Origin of the sequence: Bacillus fungorum, from assembly GCF_002746455.1 — a bacterium.
GTDB lineage: Bacteria > Bacillota > Bacilli > Bacillales > Bacillaceae_G > Bacillus_A > Bacillus_A fungorum.
This window is the reverse complement of the sequence record NZ_NWUW01000003.1, coordinates 202,380-226,060: the sequence shown is the minus strand read 5'-3', so window position 1 is coordinate 226,060 and position 23,681 is coordinate 202,380. Positions and strand designations below refer to the sequence as shown.

The 23,681-nt window shown below is 34.3% G+C and carries 26 protein-coding genes and 4 pseudogenes; 6 read left to right on the top strand and 24 right to left on the bottom strand.

The window, feature by feature from the left end; genetic code table 11:
* Positions 1 to 138: 138 nt before the first annotated feature.
* From CO726_RS05815 to CO726_RS05795, 5 genes and pseudogenes are all read right to left on the bottom strand, one after another.
* On the bottom strand, positions 139 to 1,305 hold the full coding sequence (locus CO726_RS05815) for a serine hydrolase domain-containing protein (RefSeq protein WP_099683624.1): 1,167 nt from the start codon (positions 1,303 to 1,305) through the stop codon (positions 139 to 141).
* A 442-nt stretch (positions 1,306 to 1,747) separates the two neighbouring features.
* A pseudogene (locus CO726_RS05810) lies at positions 1,748 to 1,993 on the bottom strand (AAA family ATPase); the annotation flags it as partial.
* Positions 1,994 to 2,138: 145 nt separating this feature from the next.
* Positions 2,139 to 2,432, bottom strand: a complete 294-nt coding sequence (locus tag CO726_RS05805; RefSeq protein ID WP_099683623.1) for a putative quinol monooxygenase — start codon at positions 2,430 to 2,432, stop codon at positions 2,139 to 2,141.
* Between the two features lie 38 nt (positions 2,433 to 2,470).
* Complete coding sequence (locus CO726_RS05800) at positions 2,471 to 3,109, bottom strand: nitroreductase family protein (RefSeq protein ID WP_097915397.1); 639 nt, start codon at positions 3,107 to 3,109, stop codon at positions 2,471 to 2,473.
* An 18-nt stretch (positions 3,110 to 3,127) separates the two neighbouring features.
* Complete coding sequence (locus tag CO726_RS05795; RefSeq protein WP_099683622.1) at positions 3,128 to 3,556, bottom strand: MarR family winged helix-turn-helix transcriptional regulator; 429 nt, start codon at positions 3,554 to 3,556, stop codon at positions 3,128 to 3,130.
* A 410-nt stretch (positions 3,557 to 3,966) separates the two neighbouring features.
* Between CO726_RS05795 and CO726_RS05785 the strand changes: the two genes are divergently transcribed.
* The gene (locus CO726_RS05785; RefSeq protein WP_099683621.1) at positions 3,967 to 5,910 is read left to right on the top strand and encodes an elongation factor G; all 1,944 of its coding nucleotides are present in this window, start codon (positions 3,967 to 3,969) and stop codon (positions 5,908 to 5,910) included.
* Positions 5,911 to 5,956: 46 nt separating this feature from the next.
* On the opposite strand, the gene CO726_RS05780 is transcribed toward CO726_RS05785, so the two are convergent.
* From CO726_RS05780 to CO726_RS05755, 6 genes are all read right to left on the bottom strand, one after another.
* Positions 5,957 to 6,601, bottom strand: coding sequence for an alpha/beta hydrolase (locus tag CO726_RS05780; RefSeq protein ID WP_099683620.1), 645 nt, complete (start codon positions 6,599 to 6,601; stop codon positions 5,957 to 5,959).
* Positions 6,602 to 6,622: 21 nt separating this feature from the next.
* Positions 6,623 to 7,090 (bottom strand): NUDIX hydrolase, encoded by a 468-nt coding sequence (locus tag CO726_RS05775; RefSeq protein WP_099683619.1) that lies wholly within the window; start codon positions 7,088 to 7,090, stop codon positions 6,623 to 6,625.
* Positions 7,091 to 7,455: 365 nt separating this feature from the next.
* Complete coding sequence (locus tag CO726_RS05770) at positions 7,456 to 7,749, bottom strand: YfzA family protein (protein WP_099683618.1); 294 nt, start codon at positions 7,747 to 7,749, stop codon at positions 7,456 to 7,458.
* 29 nt (positions 7,750 to 7,778) lie between these two features.
* On the bottom strand, positions 7,779 to 8,396 hold the full coding sequence (locus CO726_RS05765) for an ABC-2 transporter permease (protein WP_006927587.1): 618 nt from the start codon (positions 8,394 to 8,396) through the stop codon (positions 7,779 to 7,781).
* Positions 8,384 to 9,256: an ABC transporter ATP-binding protein gene (locus CO726_RS05760; protein WP_099683617.1), complete on the bottom strand. Its 873-nt coding sequence runs from the start codon at positions 9,254 to 9,256 to the stop codon at positions 8,384 to 8,386. The genes CO726_RS05765 and CO726_RS05760 overlap by 13 nt, the downstream gene beginning before the upstream one ends.
* Complete coding sequence (locus CO726_RS05755; RefSeq protein WP_099683616.1) at positions 9,244 to 9,633, bottom strand: GntR family transcriptional regulator; 390 nt, start codon at positions 9,631 to 9,633, stop codon at positions 9,244 to 9,246. The genes CO726_RS05760 and CO726_RS05755 overlap by 13 nt, the downstream gene beginning before the upstream one ends.
* Before the next feature lie 302 nt (positions 9,634 to 9,935).
* On the opposite strand from CO726_RS05755, the pseudogene CO726_RS33125 reads away from it, so the two are divergent.
* Positions 9,936 to 10,022, top strand: a pseudogene (locus tag CO726_RS33125) (DUF4240 domain-containing protein); the annotation flags it as partial.
* Positions 10,023 to 10,088: 66 nt separating this feature from the next.
* On the opposite strand, the pseudogene CO726_RS05745 reads toward CO726_RS33125, so the two are convergent.
* The 3 genes and pseudogenes from CO726_RS05745 to CO726_RS05735 form a co-directional block, all read right to left on the bottom strand.
* Positions 10,089 to 10,505: pseudogene (locus CO726_RS05745) on the bottom strand (SMI1/KNR4 family protein).
* Positions 10,506 to 10,551: 46 nt separating this feature from the next.
* Positions 10,552 to 11,088 (bottom strand): hypothetical protein, encoded by a 537-nt coding sequence (locus CO726_RS05740; protein ID WP_099683615.1) that lies wholly within the window; start codon positions 11,086 to 11,088, stop codon positions 10,552 to 10,554.
* Positions 11,089 to 11,118: 30 nt separating this feature from the next.
* The gene (locus CO726_RS05735) at positions 11,119 to 12,144 is read right to left on the bottom strand and encodes an SDR family oxidoreductase (RefSeq protein WP_099683614.1); all 1,026 of its coding nucleotides are present in this window, start codon (positions 12,142 to 12,144) and stop codon (positions 11,119 to 11,121) included.
* Between the two features lie 227 nt (positions 12,145 to 12,371).
* Between CO726_RS05735 and CO726_RS05730 the strand changes: the two genes are divergently transcribed.
* Positions 12,372 to 13,127: a CPBP family intramembrane glutamic endopeptidase gene (locus CO726_RS05730; protein ID WP_099683613.1), complete on the top strand. Its 756-nt coding sequence runs from the start codon at positions 12,372 to 12,374 to the stop codon at positions 13,125 to 13,127.
* A gap of 222 nt (positions 13,128 to 13,349) precedes the next feature.
* Here CO726_RS05730 and CO726_RS05725 read toward each other — a convergent pair whose 3' ends face one another.
* Genes CO726_RS05725 through CO726_RS05710 form a run of 4 tightly spaced genes read right to left on the bottom strand, consistent with a single transcriptional unit; the run spans position 13,350 to position 16,150 of the window.
* Positions 13,350 to 14,291, bottom strand: a complete 942-nt coding sequence (locus CO726_RS05725; protein ID WP_099683612.1) for a serine hydrolase domain-containing protein — start codon at positions 14,289 to 14,291, stop codon at positions 13,350 to 13,352.
* A gap of 24 nt (positions 14,292 to 14,315) precedes the next feature.
* Positions 14,316 to 15,206 (bottom strand): AraC family transcriptional regulator, encoded by an 891-nt coding sequence (locus tag CO726_RS05720; RefSeq protein WP_099683611.1) that lies wholly within the window; start codon positions 15,204 to 15,206, stop codon positions 14,316 to 14,318.
* A 48-nt stretch (positions 15,207 to 15,254) separates the two neighbouring features.
* Positions 15,255 to 15,725 (bottom strand): GNAT family N-acetyltransferase, encoded by a 471-nt coding sequence (locus CO726_RS05715; RefSeq protein ID WP_099683610.1) that lies wholly within the window; start codon positions 15,723 to 15,725, stop codon positions 15,255 to 15,257.
* 17 nt (positions 15,726 to 15,742) lie between these two features.
* Positions 15,743 to 16,150, bottom strand: coding sequence for a DUF3980 domain-containing protein (locus tag CO726_RS05710; RefSeq protein WP_099683609.1), 408 nt, complete (start codon positions 16,148 to 16,150; stop codon positions 15,743 to 15,745).
* 96 nt (positions 16,151 to 16,246) lie between these two features.
* Between CO726_RS05710 and CO726_RS05705 the strand changes: the two genes are divergently transcribed.
* Complete coding sequence (locus tag CO726_RS05705; protein ID WP_099683608.1) at positions 16,247 to 16,714, top strand: NUDIX hydrolase; 468 nt, start codon at positions 16,247 to 16,249, stop codon at positions 16,712 to 16,714.
* Between the two features lie 18 nt (positions 16,715 to 16,732).
* Here the strand turns inward: CO726_RS05705 and CO726_RS05700 are convergent, their stop codons facing one another.
* Positions 16,733 to 17,644, bottom strand: coding sequence for a DMT family transporter (locus tag CO726_RS05700; protein ID WP_099683607.1), 912 nt, complete (start codon positions 17,642 to 17,644; stop codon positions 16,733 to 16,735).
* Between the two features lie 125 nt (positions 17,645 to 17,769).
* Here CO726_RS05700 and pdxR point away from each other — a divergent pair, with 125 nt between their 5' ends.
* Positions 17,770 to 19,212, top strand: a complete 1,443-nt coding sequence (gene pdxR / locus CO726_RS05695) for a MocR-like pyridoxine biosynthesis transcription factor PdxR (protein ID WP_099683606.1) — start codon at positions 17,770 to 17,772, stop codon at positions 19,210 to 19,212.
* Positions 19,213 to 19,304: 92 nt separating this feature from the next.
* Here pdxR and CO726_RS05690 read toward each other — a convergent pair whose 3' ends face one another.
* The gene (locus tag CO726_RS05690; RefSeq protein ID WP_098759415.1) at positions 19,305 to 20,078 is read right to left on the bottom strand and encodes a GNAT family N-acetyltransferase; all 774 of its coding nucleotides are present in this window, start codon (positions 20,076 to 20,078) and stop codon (positions 19,305 to 19,307) included.
* 163 nt (positions 20,079 to 20,241) lie between these two features.
* Here CO726_RS05690 and CO726_RS05685 point away from each other — a divergent pair, with 163 nt between their 5' ends.
* A complete protein-coding gene (locus tag CO726_RS05685) occupies positions 20,242 to 20,682 on the top strand; it encodes a YaiI/YqxD family protein (RefSeq protein ID WP_000708761.1) in 441 nt (146 codons plus the stop codon).
* Between the two features lie 84 nt (positions 20,683 to 20,766).
* Here the strand turns inward: CO726_RS05685 and CO726_RS05680 are convergent, their stop codons facing one another.
* The 4 genes and pseudogenes from CO726_RS05680 to CO726_RS05665 all read right to left on the bottom strand — a co-directional run bounded on the left by CO726_RS05680 (position 20,767) and on the right by CO726_RS05665 (position 23,680).
* Positions 20,767 to 21,081, bottom strand: coding sequence for a DUF3892 domain-containing protein (locus CO726_RS05680; RefSeq protein WP_099683605.1), 315 nt, complete (start codon positions 21,079 to 21,081; stop codon positions 20,767 to 20,769).
* Positions 21,082 to 21,161: 80 nt separating this feature from the next.
* Positions 21,162 to 21,986 carry a DUF2785 domain-containing protein gene (locus CO726_RS05675; RefSeq protein WP_099683604.1) on the bottom strand — a complete coding sequence of 275 codons (825 nt, stop codon included), beginning with the start codon at positions 21,984 to 21,986 and terminating at the stop codon, positions 21,162 to 21,164.
* Between the two features lie 126 nt (positions 21,987 to 22,112).
* Positions 22,113 to 22,783 (bottom strand): annotated as a pseudogene (locus CO726_RS05670) (hypothetical protein).
* 153 nt (positions 22,784 to 22,936) lie between these two features.
* A complete protein-coding gene (locus CO726_RS05665; RefSeq protein ID WP_099683603.1) occupies positions 22,937 to 23,680 on the bottom strand; it encodes a metallophosphoesterase family protein in 744 nt (247 codons plus the stop codon).
* Position 23,681 lies beyond the last annotated feature (1 nt).

Sequence of the window (23,681 nt, the reverse complement as noted above, 5' to 3'; positions counted from 1 at the left end):
AATACACTTGTATCATATTTATGTTCTACATATACTTAATACCATATCATGAATGTTAATACTGTCCTTATTTGTGAAATTTAAAAAGCATCTCTTTTATTTACAACTATTGCAGGAACCCATTCGCTTTCTCTTCATCTATTTATTAAATTCAACTTGCATCATTTTATCAAACTGTGTAAGAATATTAACTGGACCTAAAGAGTTAACATTGACAGCAAATGTATGCTTGCCTCCCATTACTCCGCCAGCAAAAGTCATAAACCCAGGAATTGATCCGCCGTGCCCCCAAACTGAGACACCATTTGGAAGTTTAGTTTCATAGATTCCAAGACCATATCCATTACCAAGACCTTTCCCTTCTATAGGAACTGTAGTAAGCATTTCTTTTAGCTCGCGTTCTTTCAGTAACTTACCACCAAGTAAAGATGAAAAGAACTTATTTAAATCGTCCGCATTAGAAATCATATCTCCAGCTGCATTTGCTAAACTCGGATTATAATACGTCATGTCTTTCAACTCACTTGTTTCGTCAATTTTCATATACCCACGAGCATGATTCTTACCTGGAATAACTGGTGAATTCCCTGGTAAAAACGTATTTGCCAGATCCAAAGGCTCAATAATTCGCTTTTCAATTTCTTCCGCATAACTATTTCCAGTTATTTTTTCAATAAGCATTCCCAATATGACGTATCCTGTGTTTGAATACAACCAGTCTTTACCCGGCGAGAAATCTGGAGGCAGAGAAAGGCCTATTTTCACTATTTCTTCTGCTGTATACGTTTTTTTCGAATTCATAATATCAGCGTCTTTTGACTTTAAGTATTCAGCGATACCACTCGTATGATTCAAAAGTTGTCGTATCGTAATTTGATTGCCATCATACCCATTTCCTTGAATAATTCCCGGTAGCCACTTTTCAATTGGATCGTCAAGTTGCACACGATTTTCTCCTACTAATTGAAGAACAGTCGTAGCAGTAAAAGTCTTCGTCACACTTCCAATCCGAAAACGATAATCCGATTTCATTGGTTTCTTACTATTTAAATCCGCGACGCCCGCAGTATAGCTATTAGTTTTTCCGTTGCTAGATGTTTTAGCTAATACCCCTGGTGTTCCAAGCTGTACTGATTCCTGCATTACTTGTTTCCAACCATTCCGATTTTTTTGATCATTCACTTCTGACGGACTAGAAATATTTTGAGCTGACTCTGCTTTCACAGTAAAACCAGGTGTGAATATAGTAGTTCCCGCTAATAAAACTGCTAAACTTGTTAACTTAATTTGATTACGTGTTTTCATAAATATTTTCTCTCCTCTACCAATATTAGTACTTATAGTTTAAAAATAGAGAAATCAGATTCACTAAAAGTAAAACATCATTATTTAATTTGTCATTTCCTTCATAGTTATTGTTTTAGCAACACTACTTGGACTAAGGTACTCTGTAAAACTCTCCATTTTTTCATATGCATGTTCTCCTATGAAGTTAATTCATTTCCTTGAAATACTCTTCACATTTTTAATATATAAGTTATTTCTGTTCCCCCTTTCACACTACGCTATATCTCGATCATACAGAGTGAAATTCTCTTTTTTCTTACCTATTCCTTACAAATTGCTTACGTACAAAAACTTGTAGTATAAGGAGGAAATTAATTTCGAATACGTGTATTAACAAAAAGAAACACAGTGTTTTTACTTCTGTGTTTACAGTGTTCTTATTTTTTTGAGTTGTTACTATCACATTAAAATATTCAAGACCAATAACATCTCCAGGCAAAGTATCCGCTGTAAATTGTATTCTTTGAAATTTAGCGTCCACGCTTTTAGCCAAACTTTTCGCTAATGTTGTTTTTCCCGTCCCAGGTACATCTTCTAATAAAATATGCCCTTTTGCTATAAGAGCTATAGCTGCCAGTTCAATCGATTCATCTTTTCCTATAATAACCTTCGAAATATTGTTAGTAATTTTCTTTAGTGTGCTCATATATTTACCTCCCTCTTTTGTTTATTCAGAAAATTAAGAATTATCATTTTCCAAATTATAACACATTACAATAAAAGTAAATATATTCCTATCAAAATAAAAAAAGATACCCTTAGCAACAAGCTAAGGGTATCTTTTTACCATTTTATTTTACTAACTCTCCATTATAAACTTTTATATCAAGTGGAGCAGTTAAAAATTGTGGCGCTTTGCTAACGAAAGATGTGAAGTGTTCACTCGTATTATGACTCGCAACTGCTGCTTCATCTTTCCATACTTCTACCATCGTATAAACATTTTCTTTTTCTGTATCTTTATATAGATCATAAGATACATTTCCACTTTCTTCTCTTGAACCATGAAGTAGTGGCTGAATTTCTTCTAAAAATGCTTGTTGTTTCGCTGGATCTACTTGAAATATTGCGTGAATAATAATCATGGTGTTTCCCCTCTCATATTCCACTTATTTCTTTGAAATTACTTCCACTCAGCAACTTTTTCAATTGGAAGACGTACGGATTGGTAACCACTGTCAGCAGCTTTTCCGATTGAAATTAACATTACTGGTACGTGACGTTCTTTATCTAGTCCGAAAGCTTCTGCGATTTGATCTTTCTCAAAACCACCAATTGGGCAAGTGTCATAACCGTGAGCACGAGCTGCTAGCATAAATTGCATTGCTACAAGCCCACCGTCAATTAGTACTGTATCTTTCATTACTTCTGGTGTAACCATTGAGAAATAACCTGAAAGTTTTTTCATTTGATCTTCTTTTACTTCAGCTGGCATTAGTCCGCGTTCAACTGCTGTACCGTAAATTTCTTCTGCGTTATCAAAGTTGTTTAAATCGCCGAATACAGCGATCATTGCTGAAGATGTTTCTACTTGAGATTGATTGAACTTCGCAAGTGGTGCAAGTGTTGCTTTTGCTTCGTCACTTTCAATCACAAGGAACCTCCATGGTTGCATGTTTACTGATGATGGTGCAAGTGTTGCTTCTGTAAGAATTTCTGTCATTTCTTCTTTACTAATTTTTACTGTTGTGTCGTACTTACGAATTGAACGGCGTCCTGTTAAAATTTCGTTAAAGTTATTTGTTTTTACTGAGTTAGTCATAGTTGAATTCTCCCTTTTTTAAAGTTCTTTTATGTTTTCTTGAATGTGAATTAACATATTTAAAAGATTATCGCGTTCTTCCTCACTCAATCCTTTAAATGCAGATGCTGCAAAACGTTCTTTTTCCTCTTGAAACGCCTGAATTTTATTTCGTCCCTCTTCAGTAAGAGAAACTAACGTAATTCTGTTATCGGCTGGATTTTTCCGTCTTACAATCATTCCGTTTGCTTCTAGCTGCTTTAAATGCCTCGTAATCGCCGCATTATCAATATTCACTTCTTGTTGAAGTGCTTTTTGACTAATTTCACCTACTTCATATAACTGAAGTATAAGCTCTAATCGAGACTGGCTCATACCCGTACACCCTTCAAACTTCGAACTTACTTCTTTATTTAGAAAGTGTAATTTATATAAAATAATCGCTTCTTTTGAGCATGAACTTGTCAAATTACCCCTCCTTTACAATCAAAACAAAAATGTTTGATGTATCAATAGTTGATATGTCAATTAATATAATCTATATCGATTTAGATTGCAAGCTTTTTATTTTCATTTTTATCCCGCTTTAACGGGCAGTAAGACTCCCCTCTCAAAATTCTTGAAAACAAGGAAGTTAGGTGGGGGCTCCACTGCCCGTAAAAGCCCGATTGGTTCAACTAATAATCAGCGGATTAAAAAACGCCACTGATTAAAGTTTCACTTTATTTTTCCAAATTAAGGCGCTTTGCAGCGTTACAAAAAATGTAAATTACATTATAATAGTAATAATTTAAATGACTGGAGAGTGATTGTAATGCGGCAATACACAAATAGAAATGAGGAAATAAAAATGGAAAATGAAATGAGGATATTCACATATGACAACAATAAATATAGGGATTGTCGCGCACGTAGACGCTGGCAAGACGAGTTTGACTGAGCGTATTCTTTATGAAACGAATGTGATTAAAGAAATTGGCCGAGTAGATAGTGGCAATACGCAAACTGACTCAATGGAATTAGAAAGACAGCGCGGAATTACGATTAAAGCATCTGTCGTTTCTTTTTTTATTGATGATATAAAAGTAAATGTCATTGATACACCTGGACACGCTGATTTTATCGCTGAAGTGGAGCGATCATTCCGCGTTTTAGACGGTGCAATTTTAGTTATTTCTGCTGTAGAAGGTGTGCAAGCACAAACTAAGATTTTAATGCGGACATTACAGAAACTAAACATACCGACTATTTTATTTGTAAATAAAATTGATCGTAGTGGTGCAAATAGTGAAAAAGTTGTAAAGCAAATAAAAACGATTCTTTCAAATGAAGCATTCCCCTTCTACTCTGTCCAAAACGAAGGAACAAAGGAAGCTCGTATTATTGAATATAAATCATATGACAACTGTATAGAACGATTAGCACCTTATAATGAATCGTTACTTGAGTCATATGTAAATAACGAAATCGTAACGGACACACTATTAAGAGAAGAACTCATTAAACAAATAGCGCAAGCAAATGTGTATCCAATCTTTTTCGGTTCAGCAATAACAGGTATAGGAGTAACTGAACTGCTTGAAAAACTTCCGGCCCTAATTCCAGCTCATACATCGGCACAAGATGAAACATTATCCGGTGTTGTTTTTAAAATTGAACGTGAACCTTCTGGGGAAAAGATTGCATATGTAAGAGTTTTTTCTGGTAACTTACACGTTAGAAAATATGTTGATATACAGCGCGATCAGTCTCTACCACATAAGGAAAAGATTAAAAAAATGTGCATGTTTCATAGCGGAAATACTGTTCAATCTTCTATAGTTCCAAGCGGAGAATTTTGCAAAGTGTGGGGACTGAATGATATTAAAATTGGTAATATTATCGGTGAACGGACTGATTATATAAAAGACATTCACTTTGCCGAACCACAAATGGAAGCATCCATTGATGCAGTACCTAAAGAACGAATTCATGATTTATACGCTGCACTTATAGAATTATGTGAAGAAGATCCACTTATTAAAGTGTGGAAAGATGATGTTCATAATAAACTATATATTCGCCTTTTCGGTGAAGTACAAAAAGAAGTAATTGAAACAACACTTTTTGAGAAATATAATTTGCAGGTTACTTTTTCAAATACGCGAGTTGTATGTATGGAGAAACCAATTGGCGTAGGTAATAGCGTTGAAGTAATGGGCGAAAAAACAAATCCATTTTACGCAACAATCGGTTTTAAAATCGAACGTGGTGAACTTAACTCTGGCATAACATATAAATTAGGTGTTGAGCTTGGTTCACTACCTTTAGCATTTCATAAAGCGATTGAAGATACTGTATTTCAAACGTTAAAACAAGGTTTATACGGATGGAAAGTTACGGACATTTCTGTCACGTTAACACATACAGGTTATGCTAGTCCTGTTACAACAGCGAGTGACTTTAGAAACTTAACACCACTCGTTTTAATGGAAGCTTTAAAGCAAGCTGAAACATGTGTATATGAACCAGTAAACGAGTTTGAATTGACTGTACCGGAGCATGCAATTAGTACCGCGATGTATAAGCTCGCTGCCATTCCAGCAACTTTTGCAGAGCCTATATTCAATAATGATTCTTACCAGTTAACAGGATCATTACCTGTTGCGAAAACAGATAATTTTAAGCGCATGCTCCATTCATTTACAGAAGGAGAAGGTATATTTACAACGAAACCATCTGGTTACACAAAACTGAAGGCCCCCTTTCCTACTCGAAAACGTGTTGATTATAATCCGCTGAATCGGAAGGATTATTTACTTCATGTTTTGAAGGCTTATTAAAGTAAAAGAGGTGCAATTCGCACCTCTTTTTGCATGTATTGATAGGTTAGTTTGTCCTAACAACTTCTTTAAGTTTTTCTATTATTTTTGCTATCGCTTCAATTGAATTTTCTGTTTCATATTCCCCAACATTTACAGAATGATTTGCATTTTTAATAACATCGATCGTTAAATTCGTTTTATGTAACTGATCCATTTGATTTGCATTATAATGGTGATCGTTATCCCCAATTGCTAAAAGCCCTTCGTGACTACTATGTAAAATAGAATCAAAAATAGATTCAAAAGTTAGTAAAGGTGTAAGTACTATCATTTTTGACTGTAAAAATTCTTCTCTCTTCATTACATCATTTGCAATCGGTATTGTTCCGAGTGACTTCCCTAAAAACATCGTATGATTGTATTGCTCACCTTTTAATACTTCCTTCATTACAGGATTAATATCATCCATCATTACTTTCGTTAGTTCTTCTATTGGTTTATTCATTACTTGTTCGTCGTAGGAATAGTGAATATGTACAACATCAATTTTGTTTTCTAGCATTAACATCGTTGCATAATAGAATAACGGCTTATCATAATTATATCCTGAACCTGAGAACATAAAGCAAACTCTACTAGAACCTTTTTCGATATGTGTGTAATGAATTACTTTGTCATTTATATGTATCTCTTTTTTAGTCCCCTTCACCCTTTTCCCCTCCGAATACGTTTATTTTTGCAAAACAATATGTTCTGTATGAACTGCTATATCCTTTACTTTTTCTTTTATAAACGCAGGCTGTAAATTATATACCTCTAACTCTTCTACCGGCACCCACTTAAACAAATACGATCTACCCTCTTCTTCCAAAATATATTGATCCACTCCATCTGCAGGTAACTCATGTAGCTCTACTTCATAATAAAAACTAATCTCATGAAACTTTCGCTCAGAAAGTATAAAGAAATTTTCTACTGACCATATTAATCTCTTCACTTTAATAGGTACGTCTAGTTCTTCTGCCAGCTCCCGTTTTAACGCATCTTCACTATTTTCTAGCATTTTCACTCGTCCGCCCGGTACGTACCAAAAATCTTCACCGTCCCCTTGCAAAATAAGGATTTTATTATCATGTTTACAAATTGCTCCGACACGGTAATTAAAACATGTTTCCTCTACTTTAAACGTAAGATCCACACCCATTCCTCCTTACATATTTTTTAAATATCGAACCATTACAAAACTAATATGTATGTGCTGTACAAATAAGATTACTAAATTTCTCTAGTTCGTTCAATAATTTCCGAACTTTCCAAAAACGATACACATCATTTGTCATCACAAGTATAAATACATATGTCACAATTACTGCGCACACTTTGGAAGCATTATGGGGGACGAATGCATCTCTACCAATATACAAAACTGAAAAATCAAATAATTCTCAAAAAATCATTGTAACAGATAAAGTGAAACATCAATAAATGGAGTTTTTATCCTTTCCCTGTTGTTTTTAAATATAGTTAAGACATTATAAAAAAAACGCAAGGTCAACTTATGTGCTAATTAATTCTTTTTCTAGAAAAAGCGTCTTTTATTGCACTTGTTACTACATTTAGGAATAATAAAATAGCCATAACTGCCGTTAGTACATTAAATTGCTTTGTTTTATAAGGAGCGAACCATTCCGTAAAGAACTCTGAATTAACGAGACGATCCCCAACTCCTCCTTCCTTGAAGTTCGGTATCCACGAATTCATATCAAGGATGAGAAAAATTAGTTGCATAACGAAAAATGCTCCAATAGTTTTCAGGCAATTTCGTATTCGACTAGGACGCTCTTTTTTTGATGTCATTTAAACCATCCTCCTTTTAGAACTTGCTATTAAAGAGCCTTGTTCTGATAGATACGAATAGATAATATCCATGAAACCCCATAGCACCCCACTGCTATGACAGCAAATAAAAGAAATAACTTCAAATCTGAAATCTCTTTTAAAAAGGTCAGTACGCCATTAGCATATTTATTTAATAAATATGGAGTATTTCGCATTAAATATATAACTCCAATAGATAAAAATATAAAAACTGGTACAAGTGTTTTCACTTTAAATGCAACAAAAAATGGGATGTAAAATGCTGTTATCAGCATGACTGCCAAGAAGCCTAGTATGTAACTTTCTAAGGAAAGTTGAAATTCCATGCTGTCTAAAATAAAATATTTTCCAACTAAACAAAATGGGATGATTACTATTGTAAAAAGTAAGGTTCCAACGTATTTTGAACTTATAATTTCCTTCCTAGTATACGGTAATGAGTTTACTAAAATATTAGCATTATCTTTATCATCAGATTGATATGTGTTAATTACAAAAACGGCACTACAAATGATTATGACATATGCTACATCCATGCCGGCCCACAAATAGGTAACTAGAAATAAGAGATAAGCAGGCAAGAAAGTTTTTTGTAAAATCAAATCCTTTTTAATTAAATTAAGCATCTTGAATCCCCCTTTTTCATGAAATACATAATATCCTCTAAACTTGGTTTTTCAATCACCACATCCTTATCAAATAAGTTTTCGATAGAATGTGCATTTTCAATCAATCCCTCGAAACCTGTATTTGCCTTACGTACAGAAATAAATTCACGCTCAGTATCAAACTTTAACAAATCTAGTGGTCCTTTGACTAAAACATAATCCTCTGCAATGGCATAAATATCTTTTGTAAAAATATGCTTCCCATTTTGAATAAATGTAATATAATCGGCAATGCGGTCTAAATCCGTTGTAATATGTGATGAGAAAAAGATAGTTTTCTCTCCATCCTGCATAATATTTTGTAGAACATCCAATAATTCTCTTCTGAATACAGGATCAAGTCCAGATGTAGGTTCATCCATAATAATTAGTTCAGCATGATGTGAAAGGGCAATTGCGAGAGAGGCTTTCATTTTCATTCCTTTGGAGAATGTTTTCATTTTTTTATTTAATGATAATTCGAACAGATCTTTATAATATGTAAATTGGTTAAAATCCCACTTTTTATAAGCAGGCGCAATAATTTTAGTAATTTCCTTTAATGTGAGTTCAGCATAAAACACATTATCGTCATAAACGAAGCCGATTCTTTCTTTAATTCGTTTCGCATCAGTCGAATAGTTCATGCCAAATAAGGAGACGTTTCCACTATCCGGGTTTATTAGATTCATAATCATTTTAATCGTTGTAGATTTACCTGATCCATTTCCTCCAATAAAACCCGTAACAAATCCTTTTTTTACTTCCATCGAAAAATTGTTTATTTGAAACCCTTTAAAAGATTTACTGACATTTTGAAGTTCTATTACGTTTTCCAAGAGTTTTCCTCCTCGTATAAAATTGTAAGCATTTCTTTTAGCTCATTTAAAGAAACATCCATTTGCTTAGCATTTTGAATCGCTTCACATAACTTTTCTTCAACTGTTTTTAATTTTTCTTCTTTCATAGTTTCAATGTTTTGTTCTGCTACAAAGGACCCTCTTCCAACAATTGAATTAATAAAACCGTCTTTTTCCAGTTCTTCATATGCTCTTTTCGTTGTAATAATACTTACTCGTAAATCTTTTGCTAACTGACGCATTGAAGGAAGGGCATCTCCTTGTTTTAAATCACCTAGTAAAATAAGTTTTTTTATTTGGAGTCCAATTTGTTCGTAAATGGGTTCCTTTGAAGTGTTATTAATAATGATTTGCATGCAAATACCTCTTTTAAAAAATATTGTATATATACTTTATATACAATATATACTATTGCACATTTTAAATCAACAGAAAATTCCCAAAATATAGTCACAAACACAATCTAATAATGTAATTAATACAACTTATTTATACGGGCCTTTCTTGTATTAGCCGAATTTTGAGGTGGAGGTCTTGCTACTAGCTAATACACGATAAAGACTTCGTTGTGTTTTACAGAAAAATTGGCACAACTGATAGTGTGAAAGAGAAAGAGTTTGAAATAGAAGAAAAATTTGAGGAAGTTGATATCAAGTTAGACTAGGATGAGGATGACGAAGAAGGACTGAAAAATATGTTTTCTAAGCTGTGGGAAATGTACGGGGAAGAACCAATTGAGTTATAAATTTACATACGAAAAACACCTTGTTTCTTTAGTAACAAGGCGTTTTTTCTTAATACTATGTTTAAATTAAATTGTTATCTTTCCGCTCTCCCACCACTCCATAAAAATTTCTAACGAAGGAGCAATCCACGTTCTACTATCATTTTCATGGTTCCATACTTATATATCATCGCTTTGCACTATCCCATTCAAAATGGAATAGCCAAACAAATCACCATTTCCGCCATCAGCAAAAAATAATAAACAGTCAAAAGGCATATATAAATCCTTGAAATCAACTATATTTCTCATATTCATATTTTCAGTATTAATTTTTGAAGCATCCCAAATAAAGTCTCCGTATTCACCTGCTATACCGTTTGTTTCCTGTAATAATTGATATAAATCATTCGGTAACTCCACCTGCAAATTTTTTTGAACTTCGGCGTGTGCATCCTTTGTAGCTGGATTTTTTAAACTTAAGTTTGATGAAATACTGCGAATGGTGTTTTTTCCACATAATCTTTTCTCCTCCTATAATTCTTCATGTTCAATCAAGTTTATACCAATAATCAAATTGGGTATGTACTTGTATCACATATGTTATCATCTCTGGATCATTTGGTTGTTTTTCCTTCTTTATATCTCTAATAGCATATTCACTTACATAACGAGTATCTCCCGTCTTATCTCGGTAATAATTTCCCTTTTCGGTTTCTACTACCGTACTATCATCTTTAAAATAGAGCTGAATTTCTACACCGACCACGTTAGAATTTGGATACTTTAACTTCCCTATTTTTTGATAAAATGAGATTACTTCTGCCTTCGATTGCTTCGTTTCTATAACTCGATTCGCTACCACTTCCCAATAACCGCCATTCCCTATTTCAATCCAATTTTTCTCATCCGCTTCATAATCTTTAATCACTTTACTATCCAAAGGCATCGGCAATTGAAAAAATTCAGAAGAAAAGGAACGAGAGATATACCACGTACTATTTCTTACGAGAATGACAGTTAGCAAGAGCATTATCACAGTTGAAATTATCGTTCTTTTTCTAACCTTTTTTAATTGACCTATCATATTTCTATCCATTCCTATTATCTATAAAAACTATCCATTCCACTTTTCTAACAATTCTTTCTCTCTCTCGCCTGAAATACCTGTTTTTAATTTCCATTCGTCCGTACTCTCCATCCACTCATACACATCTGTAACTGTCTCTTCTATTCTTCTAAAAGTAAGCCCTTCATTAACCGCACTTTCAATACAAATAGAAAACCCGCCTCTCCACGGCTTCGTCTCACCATCTAATGGGAAAGTTTCTGGAATCCACAAAGGCATTTCTGTCCAAGGCTGCACATTATGTTCACTCATAAACGATTCGTCTACCCAAACAAATTCAGCATCGCTATTCGTAACCTTTTTACACGTATTTAATAGCTCTTCCATCGTCAATTTATCATTCGGACCTGTTATATTGAATGTACCTGCTTTATTATTTTCTGCCATGTTGAGTCCAAAGCACGCGACATCTTTTATATCAACCATCTGCACTGGACGGTCTTTTCTTCCTGGAACTAACACTTTACCTCCTTTTGCTACACGCTGAATCCAGTATGTTAGTCGATCTGTATAATCAAACATTCCCGAAAGAAGTCCTGCTCTTACGTGTAAAACACGCCCCGGCCAATACTTCTCTGCCTCTTTTTCACATAATACTTTAAGCGCACCATAATGCTCATAAGGAGATATTTCACCATTCTCTACAGCCATTATCTGATCACTCGTTGGTTCAGGTTGTAATATATAGTCTTCTTTTATGTCATGCGGAATCCAGTCTTTATATACGGAAAGACTTGAGATGAATATATAATGCTTTATATGATTTTTTAATATTTCTCCAACATTCCGAATATGATGCGGAGAAAAGCCACACGTGTCTATGACAACATCCCACTTTCGATTCTCTAAGCTTAATACATTACCATTTCTGTCACCGATTAAATGTTCCACTACAGGGAAAATCTCTTTGTTTGTTCCACGATTAAATACTGTAACCTCGTGCCCCCTGTTCAAAACTTCTTCTACAAATGCTCTTCCTAAAAATCGTGTACCGCCTAGTATTAGAATTTTCATGGTTCTCCCCCATTCGTGATAAAAAATCTATTCTTTTGTTTAACGATTTTTTGTTGTGAAAAGTTACGGGGGATAATTTATTTTTTTCTACAAGTTCAATATATGCAATTTCGACACTTTTTCTATCTTAAAAACAATAATATGGAAATATTCATTCTGTCGATTTCCATTTCATATATAATTAAAATATCGGATATTCGATTAACCACTTTTACATACTTAGGCAGGTGAAAAATATTAATAAACAAATAGTTTATCATTCAACATTATGTACTTATTTTCTCACATCACTTGTATATATCCTCTTGTTGAACATAGAAAATGGCCGTAATTATTTAGGGTTTACAATGGTTATTCCGCTTTTAGCAGTTATTTTATATCAAAAATTATTTAAGAAACAAAAAATAGTTCATACATTTGGAATTTCACGTCCAAAAATAAAAACACTAATTTTCTCCATATTATTTCCACTACTTCTAGGACTATGTCTCCATTTTTATTTTCATATTTATAATATAAAGTTCTTATATCATCATTGGAATGAATTAGGATTTCTCTTGCTCATTGGTCTGACAATTGGATCTTTATCTGCACTATTAGAAGAGATTATATGGCGAGGGAATTTTCATTACTATTTACGAAAAAAATATTCATTTATGCAAACAGCTATTATTATAGCTTCGCTTTGGTCTTCATGGCATTTACCAATAGCAATCTTTTTTAAAAATTATGAGTTGCCGCTTGTAGGAATATTAAGCTATCTCTCTTTATTATTTATATTATCTATAATTTTAACGTACACGAGAGAATTTGGCGGTTCTGTAATATCACCTGCAATTTTACATGGTATGTTTAATGTATTTTATTTAACAGATGTAGCGCAAAACAAGTGGGATGCTAGCCTAATAGAATTAATTAAATTTACCTTACTAACAATCGTGCTAGGCATGATGTATCTTATACATCACAAAGTTAGAAAATAGTTAAAAAACCAAAGAAAAAAGGTGTTTCTTCTTTTAATTGAAAGCACCTTTTATAGATTATAAAGTACTTCAACACCTTGCAATTATTTAAAAATCGTATAGGTGTTGAAGTTTTATAACCTTAGTTGCACAACTTTGTTATCACAACACTTTTTTCTATCATGAAAAACAAAACAAGTTTAACTAAACCCTTTAATTCTCACTTCCATAAAAATAACCACATTAATCTTTTAAATAAGGAAGTATGCACTCTTTAATTAACTCCCATCTATCCCCCGCATTTGGTATAACCTCAGAAGCAATCACCACTACCAATTCTCTCTCTGGAATACAACAAACCATATTCCCACCATCACCCCTTGCACAGTACGAAAAGATTCCATCTTCTTCTCGTAACCACCATAAGTAACCATATTGATTTTGGTTCATTGTTGTTGATTCTTTTATCCATGATTTTGCTAATATTTGTTTTCCATTATAAACACCTTCATTCAAATACAGCTGTCCAAACTTAGCCATATCTTTAACTGTTAACGTTAGTCCCCAGCCGCCCGTCGAAATACCATTTGGATCATGAACCCATCCCTTTACATCTTTTCCGAATAAGTCATCAAATCCAAATGCTTTCATATTGTAGTTTGGAATTTCTCTCATGCCGAGTGGTTGAAATAAGTACTCATTCGCAAACTCACGCGCACTTTTTCCTGTTGCACTCGTAATAATTGCTGATAGTACATGCGCTCCTGCAGATGAGTATTTAAAAGATCCGATTTCTCCGCCGTTCCCCATTCTATTAAGTGTATACTGTACCCAATCCTCTTGTGTACATAGTTCTTCTAACGGTTCCTGCCAGTCTACAAAAGGATATGGTGCTGTCATTGTAAGGAGGTGTCGCACTGTTACTTCAGACGCCTTAAGTTTATATTCAGGGAAAAACTCTATTACTTTTTGATCAACGCTTTTTATATAGCCTTTATCTATACATATCCCAATTAGCGCAGAGATTATCGTTTTTGTGACTGATGCTATATGAAATGCATCATCTGTACCGTGACCGTTATAATATTTTTCAAAAATAATATTACCTTTCCGTACTACTAACATACCATTAATATTTTCACATTCTTCTTTTATAATCTGATCTAACTTTTCAGCGGTTTTCATTATTCCTTCCCCTTTAACCTATAATTAAAAAGGTTCGATAGGTACATATATATCAACTATATGTTTATTTTCTGGGTGCTGCTTTGGATCATTTTTATACATTTCAAAAGGATAAGAATCTCTCGGCTTATATCCGCTATTTGGAAGCCACTCACCGTATAAGAAATCCCATGCTCCTTTATATTCATCTTGACGTATTTCAAAATGACCTACCGCATATTTCCCTGAAGGTATAACCATTATTCCTATGTCGTTCGTTTCTACTGCGGATTCATCTGGAATTGTTATACATAAACTTGTTCTTAAATGATAGTCCTCAGTAAATTCATGATGGTCATGGTAAATGGTTAATACTTTCGTATCCTCAAATACATGATAGTTTTGCATTGTTGCGTAACGAAATAATTTCTCTATCATTTTTGGAAAATCCATAGTTAACTCTTCATATGTACCGATATGTCTTATGTATGCGACGTTCATATCGTTAGCTGTTACAATTTCAATATCTCCTCGAACCTTCTTACATCCATTGTATTGAGAAGTTTCACCCACGTCTTTGCAATTCTTGCTATTGTGGTTTCGATATTGAGATGGACTTACATTGTAATAATTTTTAAATGTTCGGGAGAAAACTGCTGAATCTGTGAAACCAAAATGGTAAGCGATATCCGTAATCGTCATATCCGAACGGTATGTAAGTAGATTTGTTGCCCTTTCTAACTTTAATCGGTTTACATACCGTGATAATGGCTCGTCTACTATGCCTTTAAAAATACGATGAAAATGAAACTTTGAAAATCCTGCTACATCCGCTAGCTCTTCAATTGAAAGTGAATCATTTATGTTTGATTCTATATAATCTTGCACTTTATAAATGCTTCGTATGTATTCATTTCTACTTTGTTTACTCTCCATATTATTATCTCCTCACAACGAAAAGGCTAACTTCTCGCTAGCCTACTTTTACACATATTTAAAAAATAATACTCTACTCCCGCCATTCCCATCATAATTTGTATGTACCGATACACCCTCTATCTCATCATCCCCAGACTCAATTTGAAAGCCAATCTCCCTATGAAACTGTATCGATTTTTTATTAACTGGTGATGTGATTGCTTTTACAACTTTACGGTTATTTGCACGAGCGACATCAAAGAAATATGAATACAACGTCGATGCGATTCCCCTTCTTCTATACTTCGGATTTACTCCGATAAAATGAACGTACGCTTCCTCTTTATGCGTTTGCGAAAAGAATCCGCATAAGAAACCTAATGTTTCTCCTTCTTCTTCAAGAATAAAACTCGTTTCTTGAAAGTGAACGAAAAACAATTTTGGCAACATGGCAGCCATGTCTCTCCCGCCCCACCAATCATTTAAAACAGAATGAATCTTTACATAATCTTCCCCTTGAATGTTTCTTACTCGCATACGTTTCTCCCTCTCACTCACTTCATTTTTTCATAAATTTTAATGACTGTTTCTACTAATAGGATGAATACCCAAATCCCACAAAATATGAGAACCGACTGGAATATCGAACCTAGTATAGCAAAGCCTATTAAACCTAATTCTGATCCTGAAATTGATAATTCATCAAACTCCAGATTATGTATAAATGGCCCAGCTGAAAAAGCCATTAAAATAGATCCTATTAAATAAATAACACTCATTATTTTTAATATTTTTATAGAAAGATACGAAGTTTGTTCTTTCTCCACTTGTGATAATTCGATTTCTTCGCTCTCAATTCCTTTTTGCAAACAGTCCTCACATAGAAAATCTTCCTTAATTTTTTTACCACCGTGCACCGTACCTGTAATTTCTTTACAGCGCGAACACTTTCGGTTTATCATTTTGTTATCACTCCAACCTCGTAAGATTATACTTATATAATTCTATTTTCACCTTATTATTCCTTTTATGTATTTTATAGAGAGGTGACGTATTTTATGATATCTAAACTTACTTTTGGTTATAAAAAGCCTACTGAGCAATATGTATTAAGACCTAGTTGTTATGCGATTATTTTTCATTCATCTTCTTCAAAGATTGCTGTTATCCAAAAAGGAGACCGTTATTTTTTACCTGGTGGCGGTATGGAAGGTAATGAAACAAAAGAAGAATGTTTACATCGTGAATTACTAGAGGAATTAGGATGGGCAATTGAAATTGATCAGTATATCGGTAATGCAATGCGGTATTTTTATGCTGAAAAGGAAGATACATATTATTTAAATGATGGGTTCTTTTACATTGCGAACATGGTGCAGAAACAAACTGAAAACTGTGAGGAAAATCATATTTTAAAATGGATGTCTCCATTACATGCTGTAGAGCTTCTCATTCACGATCATCAAAAATGGGCTGTTGAACAAGCGCTTTTATTACGAAACAAAAAAGGATCTCCTTCTATATGAAAGAGATCCTTTTTACAGTTAACTTACTTTTTTCAAATTGAGAGCTGGCTTTTTGATTCCGCCTTTTTTTACAACATATAAACCGATGAAGATAATAAGCCCTCCAACGAGTTGCATCATATTGATTTGCTCTCCAATTGTTACTGCCGCAAAGATAACTGCGAACAACGGTACAAGATACATATAAACCATTACTTTCGTTGAGCCTATTTGACTTATGCCGACATACCACATTGCTAGCCCAAAGATAGTCGCAAAGACGATTGAATATGCAAGTGATCCCCAGCTTGACATATCTACTGGCCACGTTAATGTATTTACGTTAAATAAACAGTAAATAACGAGAGGTACAATTCCAATTAAAGTGGACCATGATGTGACTCTCATTGCGGAGTATTTTGTAATGAGAGGCTGTGCTAAAATTGGATACCATCCCCATGCAATTGCTGCGACTAATCCAATTATATTTCCAAGCCATGCATACTCGTAAGTAACTCCTCCTGTATGACCTGTTAATAGAACAAATGCTGCACCAATAAATGCTACTATTGAACCAATTTGTACTTTCATCGAAAAACGTTCTTGTTTGTGCAATACTGCTAATATCCCTGTAAAAATAGGTGACATCGCAATTAATAATGAGGCGTTCGTTGCTGAAGTATATTTCACAGATAGCATAAACATCGTTTGATACATTGTCGTTCCAACGATGCCGACTGCTACTAATCGTAACCAATCTTTTCTTTCAATACGTAATGAGCGTTCCATCATAAAAGTAATAAGTAATAATATCGGTGATGCTACTAAAAATCGTAAACTATTAAATTGAATAGATGACATAAATGCCACGCCATATTTTCCTATTGTATAATTTGCTCCCCATACTAATGCAACTGATACTAGGAGCCATTCCATTTGCCATCGTTTCATCCGAATCTCCCCTTCCATATTTAGCATAGTAAAATTGGCTGGATATAACACCGTCCAATTGGCTGTTTTTTTACCCAGCCAATTTGCTATACTAGATTTATATAAGAGATACGGAGGCGTTTTTTATGGAATGGAAGCTAGATAGTGACAGTAAAATCCCTATTTATCAGCAAGTTGTTGACTTTATTGAAAAACGTATTACATACGGAGAACTTCCGCCAGGTAGCTTCCTCCCTTCAGAACGGAAATTAGCTACACAGTTAAATGTAAACCGAAGTACGGTAACGACTGCTTATAACGAATTACGTGCTATGGGCATTATAGAGAGTACGACTGGTAAAGGCACACGCGTGAGTACACATATGTGGGGCGTTTCTCCAACATTAACGCCGAACTGGAGAAGTTTTGTAGAAGGTGGTACATTTTTACCAAACTTACCGTTACTTCGCCATATTCGGGCAGAAGTACAACAAAATGAAAATATTATTGATTTCGCAAACGGAGAGCTCGGTTGTAACCTCTATCCTCACGATCAACTACAAACGATTTTACGAGAACAACCGTTAACGCATTCATTAAGTTACGATCATCCACAAGGCTATCTCCCGCTAAGACAAGCGGTTGTAAAATATATGAAGGAATATTTAAAAGTTGAAGCGACTGAACAATCCATTATGATTACATCTGGCGCACAGCAAGCACTTCATCTTATCGTGCAATGTCTATTAAATCCAGGTGATGCAGTCGCTTTCGAAAGTCCTTCACACTGTTATTCCTTACCGTTATTCCAATCCGCAGGTATTCGTATTTTTCCGTTACCTGTCGATGAACATGGTATTAATCCGGATGATGTGCAAGAATTATATAGAAAGCATCGTATTAAAATGATCTTTTTAAATCCAAACTTCCAAAATCCTACGGGAACAATGCTTCGTCCAAACCGTAGAAAAAAGCTGTTATCACTTTGCGCAGACTTACGAATTGCGATTGTGGAAGATGATCCGTCCAGTTTACTTACGCTAGAAAAGAAACAACCTTGCCCTACTTTGAAATCAATAGATGAAAACGGAACAGTTATTTATGTACATTCTTTATCAAAAATGATTGCACCAGGATTACGAGTCGGTTGGCTTGTCGCCCCGCAGTCTGTCGTAGAGCGATTATCAGACGCACGGCACCAAATGGAATTAGGAATGAGTATTTTCCCGCAGTGGCTTATGCAGCAATTTTTCGAAACCGTACCATTTCAGTCTCATATCGTACCGTTACGAAAACAACTAGCAGAAAAAAGAGACGTTATCGTTCGCGCCTTAAATGAGCAACTTCACGATAAAATCTCTTTTTCAAACCCGACTGGTGGTATATACATATGGGGAAAATTAAAAGAACCGATAAACGAAAAACAACTCATTATGCAAAGCTTAAAACAAGAAATCGCCTTTATGCCAGGTAGTATTTTCGGTGCGAAAGATGGTTATATTCGTTTATCTTATGGAAAAGTGAATATTAATCAAATTGAGGAAGGTATTTCTCGTTTGCGTGAGGCTATTTTAGTTTGTGGGAAATAAGTAGCATCCTTACATATCGCCAATAGAATTCAATTAATTTCTAACTAAGTACATAAACTAAAAACCACTTTAGTTTATGTACTTGTATTGGTTCATTTTTTTATTTCAATAAAATATGTATCATAAGATTCTTTAAAAGTGTAGCCTAGCTTTTTTGCTAGTTCAACAGATTCAGAATTTGCTCCATCCCAACTAGGATATTTCCCTCTATCTAAACAATCTAATATAAGTGCAGATGCTACAATCTTAGCTAAACCTTTTCTTCTATGTTCAGGATGACTCGCAATTTCAATCTCGATTCCATCATCAAATATACTAAATGATGTTGCAGCCGAAACAACTTGTTCTTTATTTAAAACGGCATACCCTACGCCCCTATCAATAAAATCATCAATTGAATCAAACTGACTAGTAAAATCTTCTGAGAGTGCATGAAATGAAGAAGACTTTGCTATATCTTTATCGATTTTTTTCATTTCGTAATCTTGGGGTAATGTAGACAATATATCCCGTATGTATTCTTTATCTAAATCGCCGGGGTTCTTATTAAATCTAAACCTTTGAAACTTCTCAATTGATCCTTTGTGAACAGTCTCTATCCGTTTTTTCCATTCATCCGAATCAACAATGGCAAGAGTAAAATCAGGTAGATTATATAGTAATTCTTCCGCCTCTTCTGCGCTTGGATTCCCGGCGTAAAACACAAAAATCCCTACAGTTATTTGAGCAACAGTTGGATTTTCAGGATTGTCTACCCACGCACTTCCCATATGCCCTTGGAGATAGGAAAGTACAATAGTACTATCGAAATTCCCAAACATCTCAACTAACTTTTCCCTTACATTGTTATCTGCTTTATAAATCATCCAACTCCCTATTTCTGAAAATTATTATTATTCAACCAATTATATATTAGCATATATTTTTAAATATATACAATTTTTGTAAGTTAAAATACAAAATCCTCGTTTGACAAAACCTAAATCTACCATTATCATCAACACGAACCTAGTTATAGGAGTGATAAAAATGAAAATTTACGTTGATGCAGATGCTTGTCCTGTAAAAGATGTAATTATTTTTGAAGCTACGAATGCAGAAATCCCTGTAACCCTAGTTACTAGCTTTTCTCATTATTCTAATGCGGAACAACCAAAAGGTGTGGAAACAATTTATGTTGATTCCGGAGCAGATGCTGCAGATTACCGAATTATGCAGTTAGCAAAAAAAGAAGATTTAATCGTAACACAAGATTACGGTCTTGCTTCGCTCGCTTTAGCAAAAGGCTGTATCGTACTACACCATAAAGGCTATAAGTATACGAATGATAACATTGAACAATTGTTACAAACACGATATTTAAGTGCAATGGTTCGAAAAAGTGGTAAACGTACAAAGGGACCGAAACCATTTACAGCAGAAGATAAAGAGAAATTTAGAGCGCTCTTTAAAAGTATGATTGCATTATAAAAATGAAACTTCTATTTGTAGGGAAAGCTTTATAAAAAAGAAGAGAATATCGGCATGAACATTCTCTTCTTGAGGTTTACCCGTTTAAAATGAAGGTAAATTATCTAAGTTATTTTCTCTTATTCCATCAGGTTCACTACGTATAATATCTCTACCATACTTATGAAATACGTCCACATGAGCTAACTTCCCTGATTTTGCTTCACTAAGAGCAGTCATATAATCTAACTCTCTCCCGCTACTTGTTTTAAACGCTATTAAATCACCATCATCATTTTTACGAACGGCAACAATTTGTTCTGCTCCTGAATTGACTTCATGGTCTACTTCAAATTGAGCTTGCTCTTCTCCTTGATGTAAGTAATCATTATACACTTTTTCAAAATCTTTTTTGTCCATTAAACTCACCTCCAACACATTTTATTAGTATGGTTGGAAGGTGTTGATTTTATGTGCTTTTCTCTTAGCAAAATGTAATTTTAATACCTACGCAAATCCTTCAAAGTCTCTAGTATATCATCTGTAAAGGCTGTACTACCCTCTGTCTCTAAAACTCTAAAGTATAAACTTCTTAAGAAAGCTCTAATATTTTGTACTAAAATATCATACTGAGGATGCGGGATGTCTTCAACAATTGCTATACTATGTAACCAGTTGCTCCACTCTTCCTCAGTTAAAAGATTTTGGTTACGTAACGACATAATTGGCGCTACTAATCTCTCATCTTCAAAGTGAATGTATACGTAGTCATGTAAGCGAACCTTCTGACGAACAGCAGCTAATATTGCATATGCAAACTCACGATTTTGTATTGTACGCGCTAAAGCATCAAGTGCATCCGCTGCATGTGCAGTAGAGTGTGCCCAGCCTTTTCCTTCTACGTAGCCTCTTACATCTTCTTCTAAATATACATATTCCAGCACTTGTTCTGCTACACTGTACAGTTGTTCTTCGGATAACAACGGTTCTCTTTCATGAACAGATAAAATAAGTGGTGGAATTAATACGGAGAATGCACGTTTAAAAACAGAGTCTGTGCCCTTTTCACCAATTTTATAAAATAAATAATCAGGACTAATTGCTTGTAACATTAACCCTCGTAATTCTTTTTGTCTAAATACATCATTTGTAATCCATGTGTGAAGCGTACTATAAATTAAATCATCACGTAATTCAGCATCAGGTGATCCGATATAATCTAGCATCCACTGCGCATATGGATATGCATCTACGTCTTCTGGTACAGCGTAATTATTATTTTTAATTTGTAGTAGTTCCTCTTTTAATTCTAGTACTTCATTCATTCTATTCCCTGTCCCCTTTTTACGTTTTTTTGCCTTATCTCCCGTTTTTCACTTCCTAAAATTAATTTAATTATACGAGAATTATAACTATTAATAAAAGGCTATACATATAATTTTGATTGTGTATTACTTCCGCTCATGAAATATAACTTCTGGATTTGCTAAATCACTATTCCGAAATACAACATCCGCACACTCTTTCGGATTATGCTCGTCTATATACATTTTACAAGCTGCATGATACCTGTTCAAAAACATCTTCTCTGCTTCTTCATAACTTCCAAAAGCCTCAGTCTCGCGCTTAGCACCACGTTTTCTCGCAATCTCAAAATCTGTATCTACAAAGATTTTGTAATCGAATAAATGCTCAACGTCTTTTTTTAATAGAAACGTTCCATCCGCTATTAATATCATATTTTGCGTGGCTACTAGTGGCTCATTATGTACAGGCATATCCGTTATTAAGTTATGAGAAATCGTTTCATACTGTAAATTCCCGTTAGGTCCTAAAGGCTTTAATAATCTTTCTTTGCAAGCTGTATAATCGTGTGCATCTTCATAATACCCTCTTGCAGATTCTTTACCTTGTGCATAGCGAATCAATTTTGGATTATGAAAATCGTCAATGCTGGCGCGTGTTACTAGTAGTCCTCGTTTTTTATTTCTTCCGCTAGTTCGTTTGCGAATGTTGTTTTTCCTGATGCTGTAATACCACTTACTCCAACTCTTATTGGATGGGTTAAGTTTAGTTTTAAAATATGATCTACAATTTCTTTAATTCGTTGTTTTCGATTCATGATATTCCCCCCTACATTTAGTTTACATAATATAATTACAAGTAACAACCCGTGTTACTATTTGTCGGTAAGTCGATATCCTTTGTCGAATCGTCGATATATTTGAAGTTATGATAGATATATTTGAAAAATCGTTGATATATTATTATTAGCTTACTTTCCCTTAAACCCTCTATACAATGCAGTCCTTAACTCTTGTTTGTATTCCTCGATTTCAGGCATTTCTAGTTCTTCAGCTAACTGAATTGCCAATTCAATATCATACGGTACGCGTACGAGTTGAATGGAAAAGCTCGCTGCTTCTTTTTCGTTGTAAGTTCCTTCAAATATTAAATAAGAAGCTTGTGTAATTTCAAGAGGATTTCCTACGCTACCAGCATTACATAGTGTTTTCCCTCTAAAGTTTTGAACGAACGCTTGGTGAACGTCACCGTAGCAAACGACATCTGGTTTTCTTTCCCCTTCTATATTTTCCGTCAGATCGCTATTTTCGAACATACTAACTCGCTCTTCTCTTGAAGCATGCGGTTGAATTCTTTCATATAAACTTCTCGGTGAAGCGTGGAACATACGAATGAGTTTACCGCTCATAAAGAATTCGATTGAAAATGGTAAACTTCTTAAATAATCATTTTGTTCTTCTGATAATTGTTTTTGATGCCATTTTAACGCTTCAAATTCAGTCGGTTTTGTAATAAAATCATCCCAATTTCCCATTACGACTACTTCACATTCTTTACGAATGATTTCAATTGCTTCACTGGAATGAGGACCTTTTCCAACTAAATCTCCAAGACAAATAATGCGCTCAATTCCTCTTAATTTAATATCTTTCAGTACAGAATCTAATGCTGGAATATTTCCGTGAATATCTGAAATTACTGCTATTTTATCCAAA

Coding starts and splice junctions, on each gene's coding strand:
- CO726_RS05815 (WP_099683624.1), bottom strand. CDS start 1,305: ATGAAAACACGTAATCAAATTAAGTTAACAAGTTTAGCAGTTTTATTA.
- CO726_RS05805 (WP_099683623.1), bottom strand. CDS start 2,432: ATGATTATTATTCACGCAATATTTCAAGTAGATCCAGCGAAACAACAA.
- CO726_RS05800 (WP_097915397.1), bottom strand. CDS start 3,109: ATGACTAACTCAGTAAAAACAAATAACTTTAACGAAATTTTAACAGGA.
- CO726_RS05785 (WP_099683621.1), top strand. CDS start 3,967: ATGACAACAATAAATATAGGGATTGTCGCGCACGTAGACGCTGGCAAG.
- CO726_RS05770 (WP_099683618.1), bottom strand. CDS start 7,749: ATGACATCAAAAAAAGAGCGTCCTAGTCGAATACGAAATTGCCTGAAA.
- CO726_RS05765 (WP_006927587.1), bottom strand. CDS start 8,396: ATGCTTAATTTAATTAAAAAGGATTTGATTTTACAAAAAACTTTCTTG.
- CO726_RS05755 (WP_099683616.1), bottom strand. CDS start 9,633: ATGCAAATCATTATTAATAACACTTCAAAGGAACCCATTTACGAACAA.
- CO726_RS05740 (WP_099683615.1), bottom strand. CDS start 11,088: ATGATAGGTCAATTAAAAAAGGTTAGAAAAAGAACGATAATTTCAACT.
- CO726_RS05735 (WP_099683614.1), bottom strand. CDS start 12,144: ATGAAAATTCTAATACTAGGCGGTACACGATTTTTAGGAAGAGCATTT.
- CO726_RS05725 (WP_099683612.1), bottom strand. CDS start 14,291: ATGAAAACCGCTGAAAAGTTAGATCAGATTATAAAAGAAGAATGTGAA.
- CO726_RS05720 (WP_099683611.1), bottom strand. CDS start 15,206: ATGGAGAGTAAACAAAGTAGAAATGAATACATACGAAGCATTTATAAA.
- CO726_RS05715 (WP_099683610.1), bottom strand. CDS start 15,725: ATGCGAGTAAGAAACATTCAAGGGGAAGATTATGTAAAGATTCATTCT.
- CO726_RS05710 (WP_099683609.1), bottom strand. CDS start 16,150: ATGATAAACCGAAAGTGTTCGCGCTGTAAAGAAATTACAGGTACGGTG.
- CO726_RS05705 (WP_099683608.1), top strand. CDS start 16,247: ATGATATCTAAACTTACTTTTGGTTATAAAAAGCCTACTGAGCAATAT.
- CO726_RS05700 (WP_099683607.1), bottom strand. CDS start 17,644: ATGAAACGATGGCAAATGGAATGGCTCCTAGTATCAGTTGCATTAGTA.
- pdxR (WP_099683606.1), top strand. CDS start 17,770: ATGGAATGGAAGCTAGATAGTGACAGTAAAATCCCTATTTATCAGCAA.
- CO726_RS05690 (WP_098759415.1), bottom strand. CDS start 20,078: ATGATTTATAAAGCAGATAACAATGTAAGGGAAAAGTTAGTTGAGATG.
- CO726_RS05685 (WP_000708761.1), top strand. CDS start 20,242: ATGAAAATTTACGTTGATGCAGATGCTTGTCCTGTAAAAGATGTAATT.
- CO726_RS05680 (WP_099683605.1), bottom strand. CDS start 21,081: ATGGACAAAAAAGATTTTGAAAAAGTGTATAATGATTACTTACATCAA.
- CO726_RS05675 (WP_099683604.1), bottom strand. CDS start 21,986: ATGAATGAAGTACTAGAATTAAAAGAGGAACTACTACAAATTAAAAAT.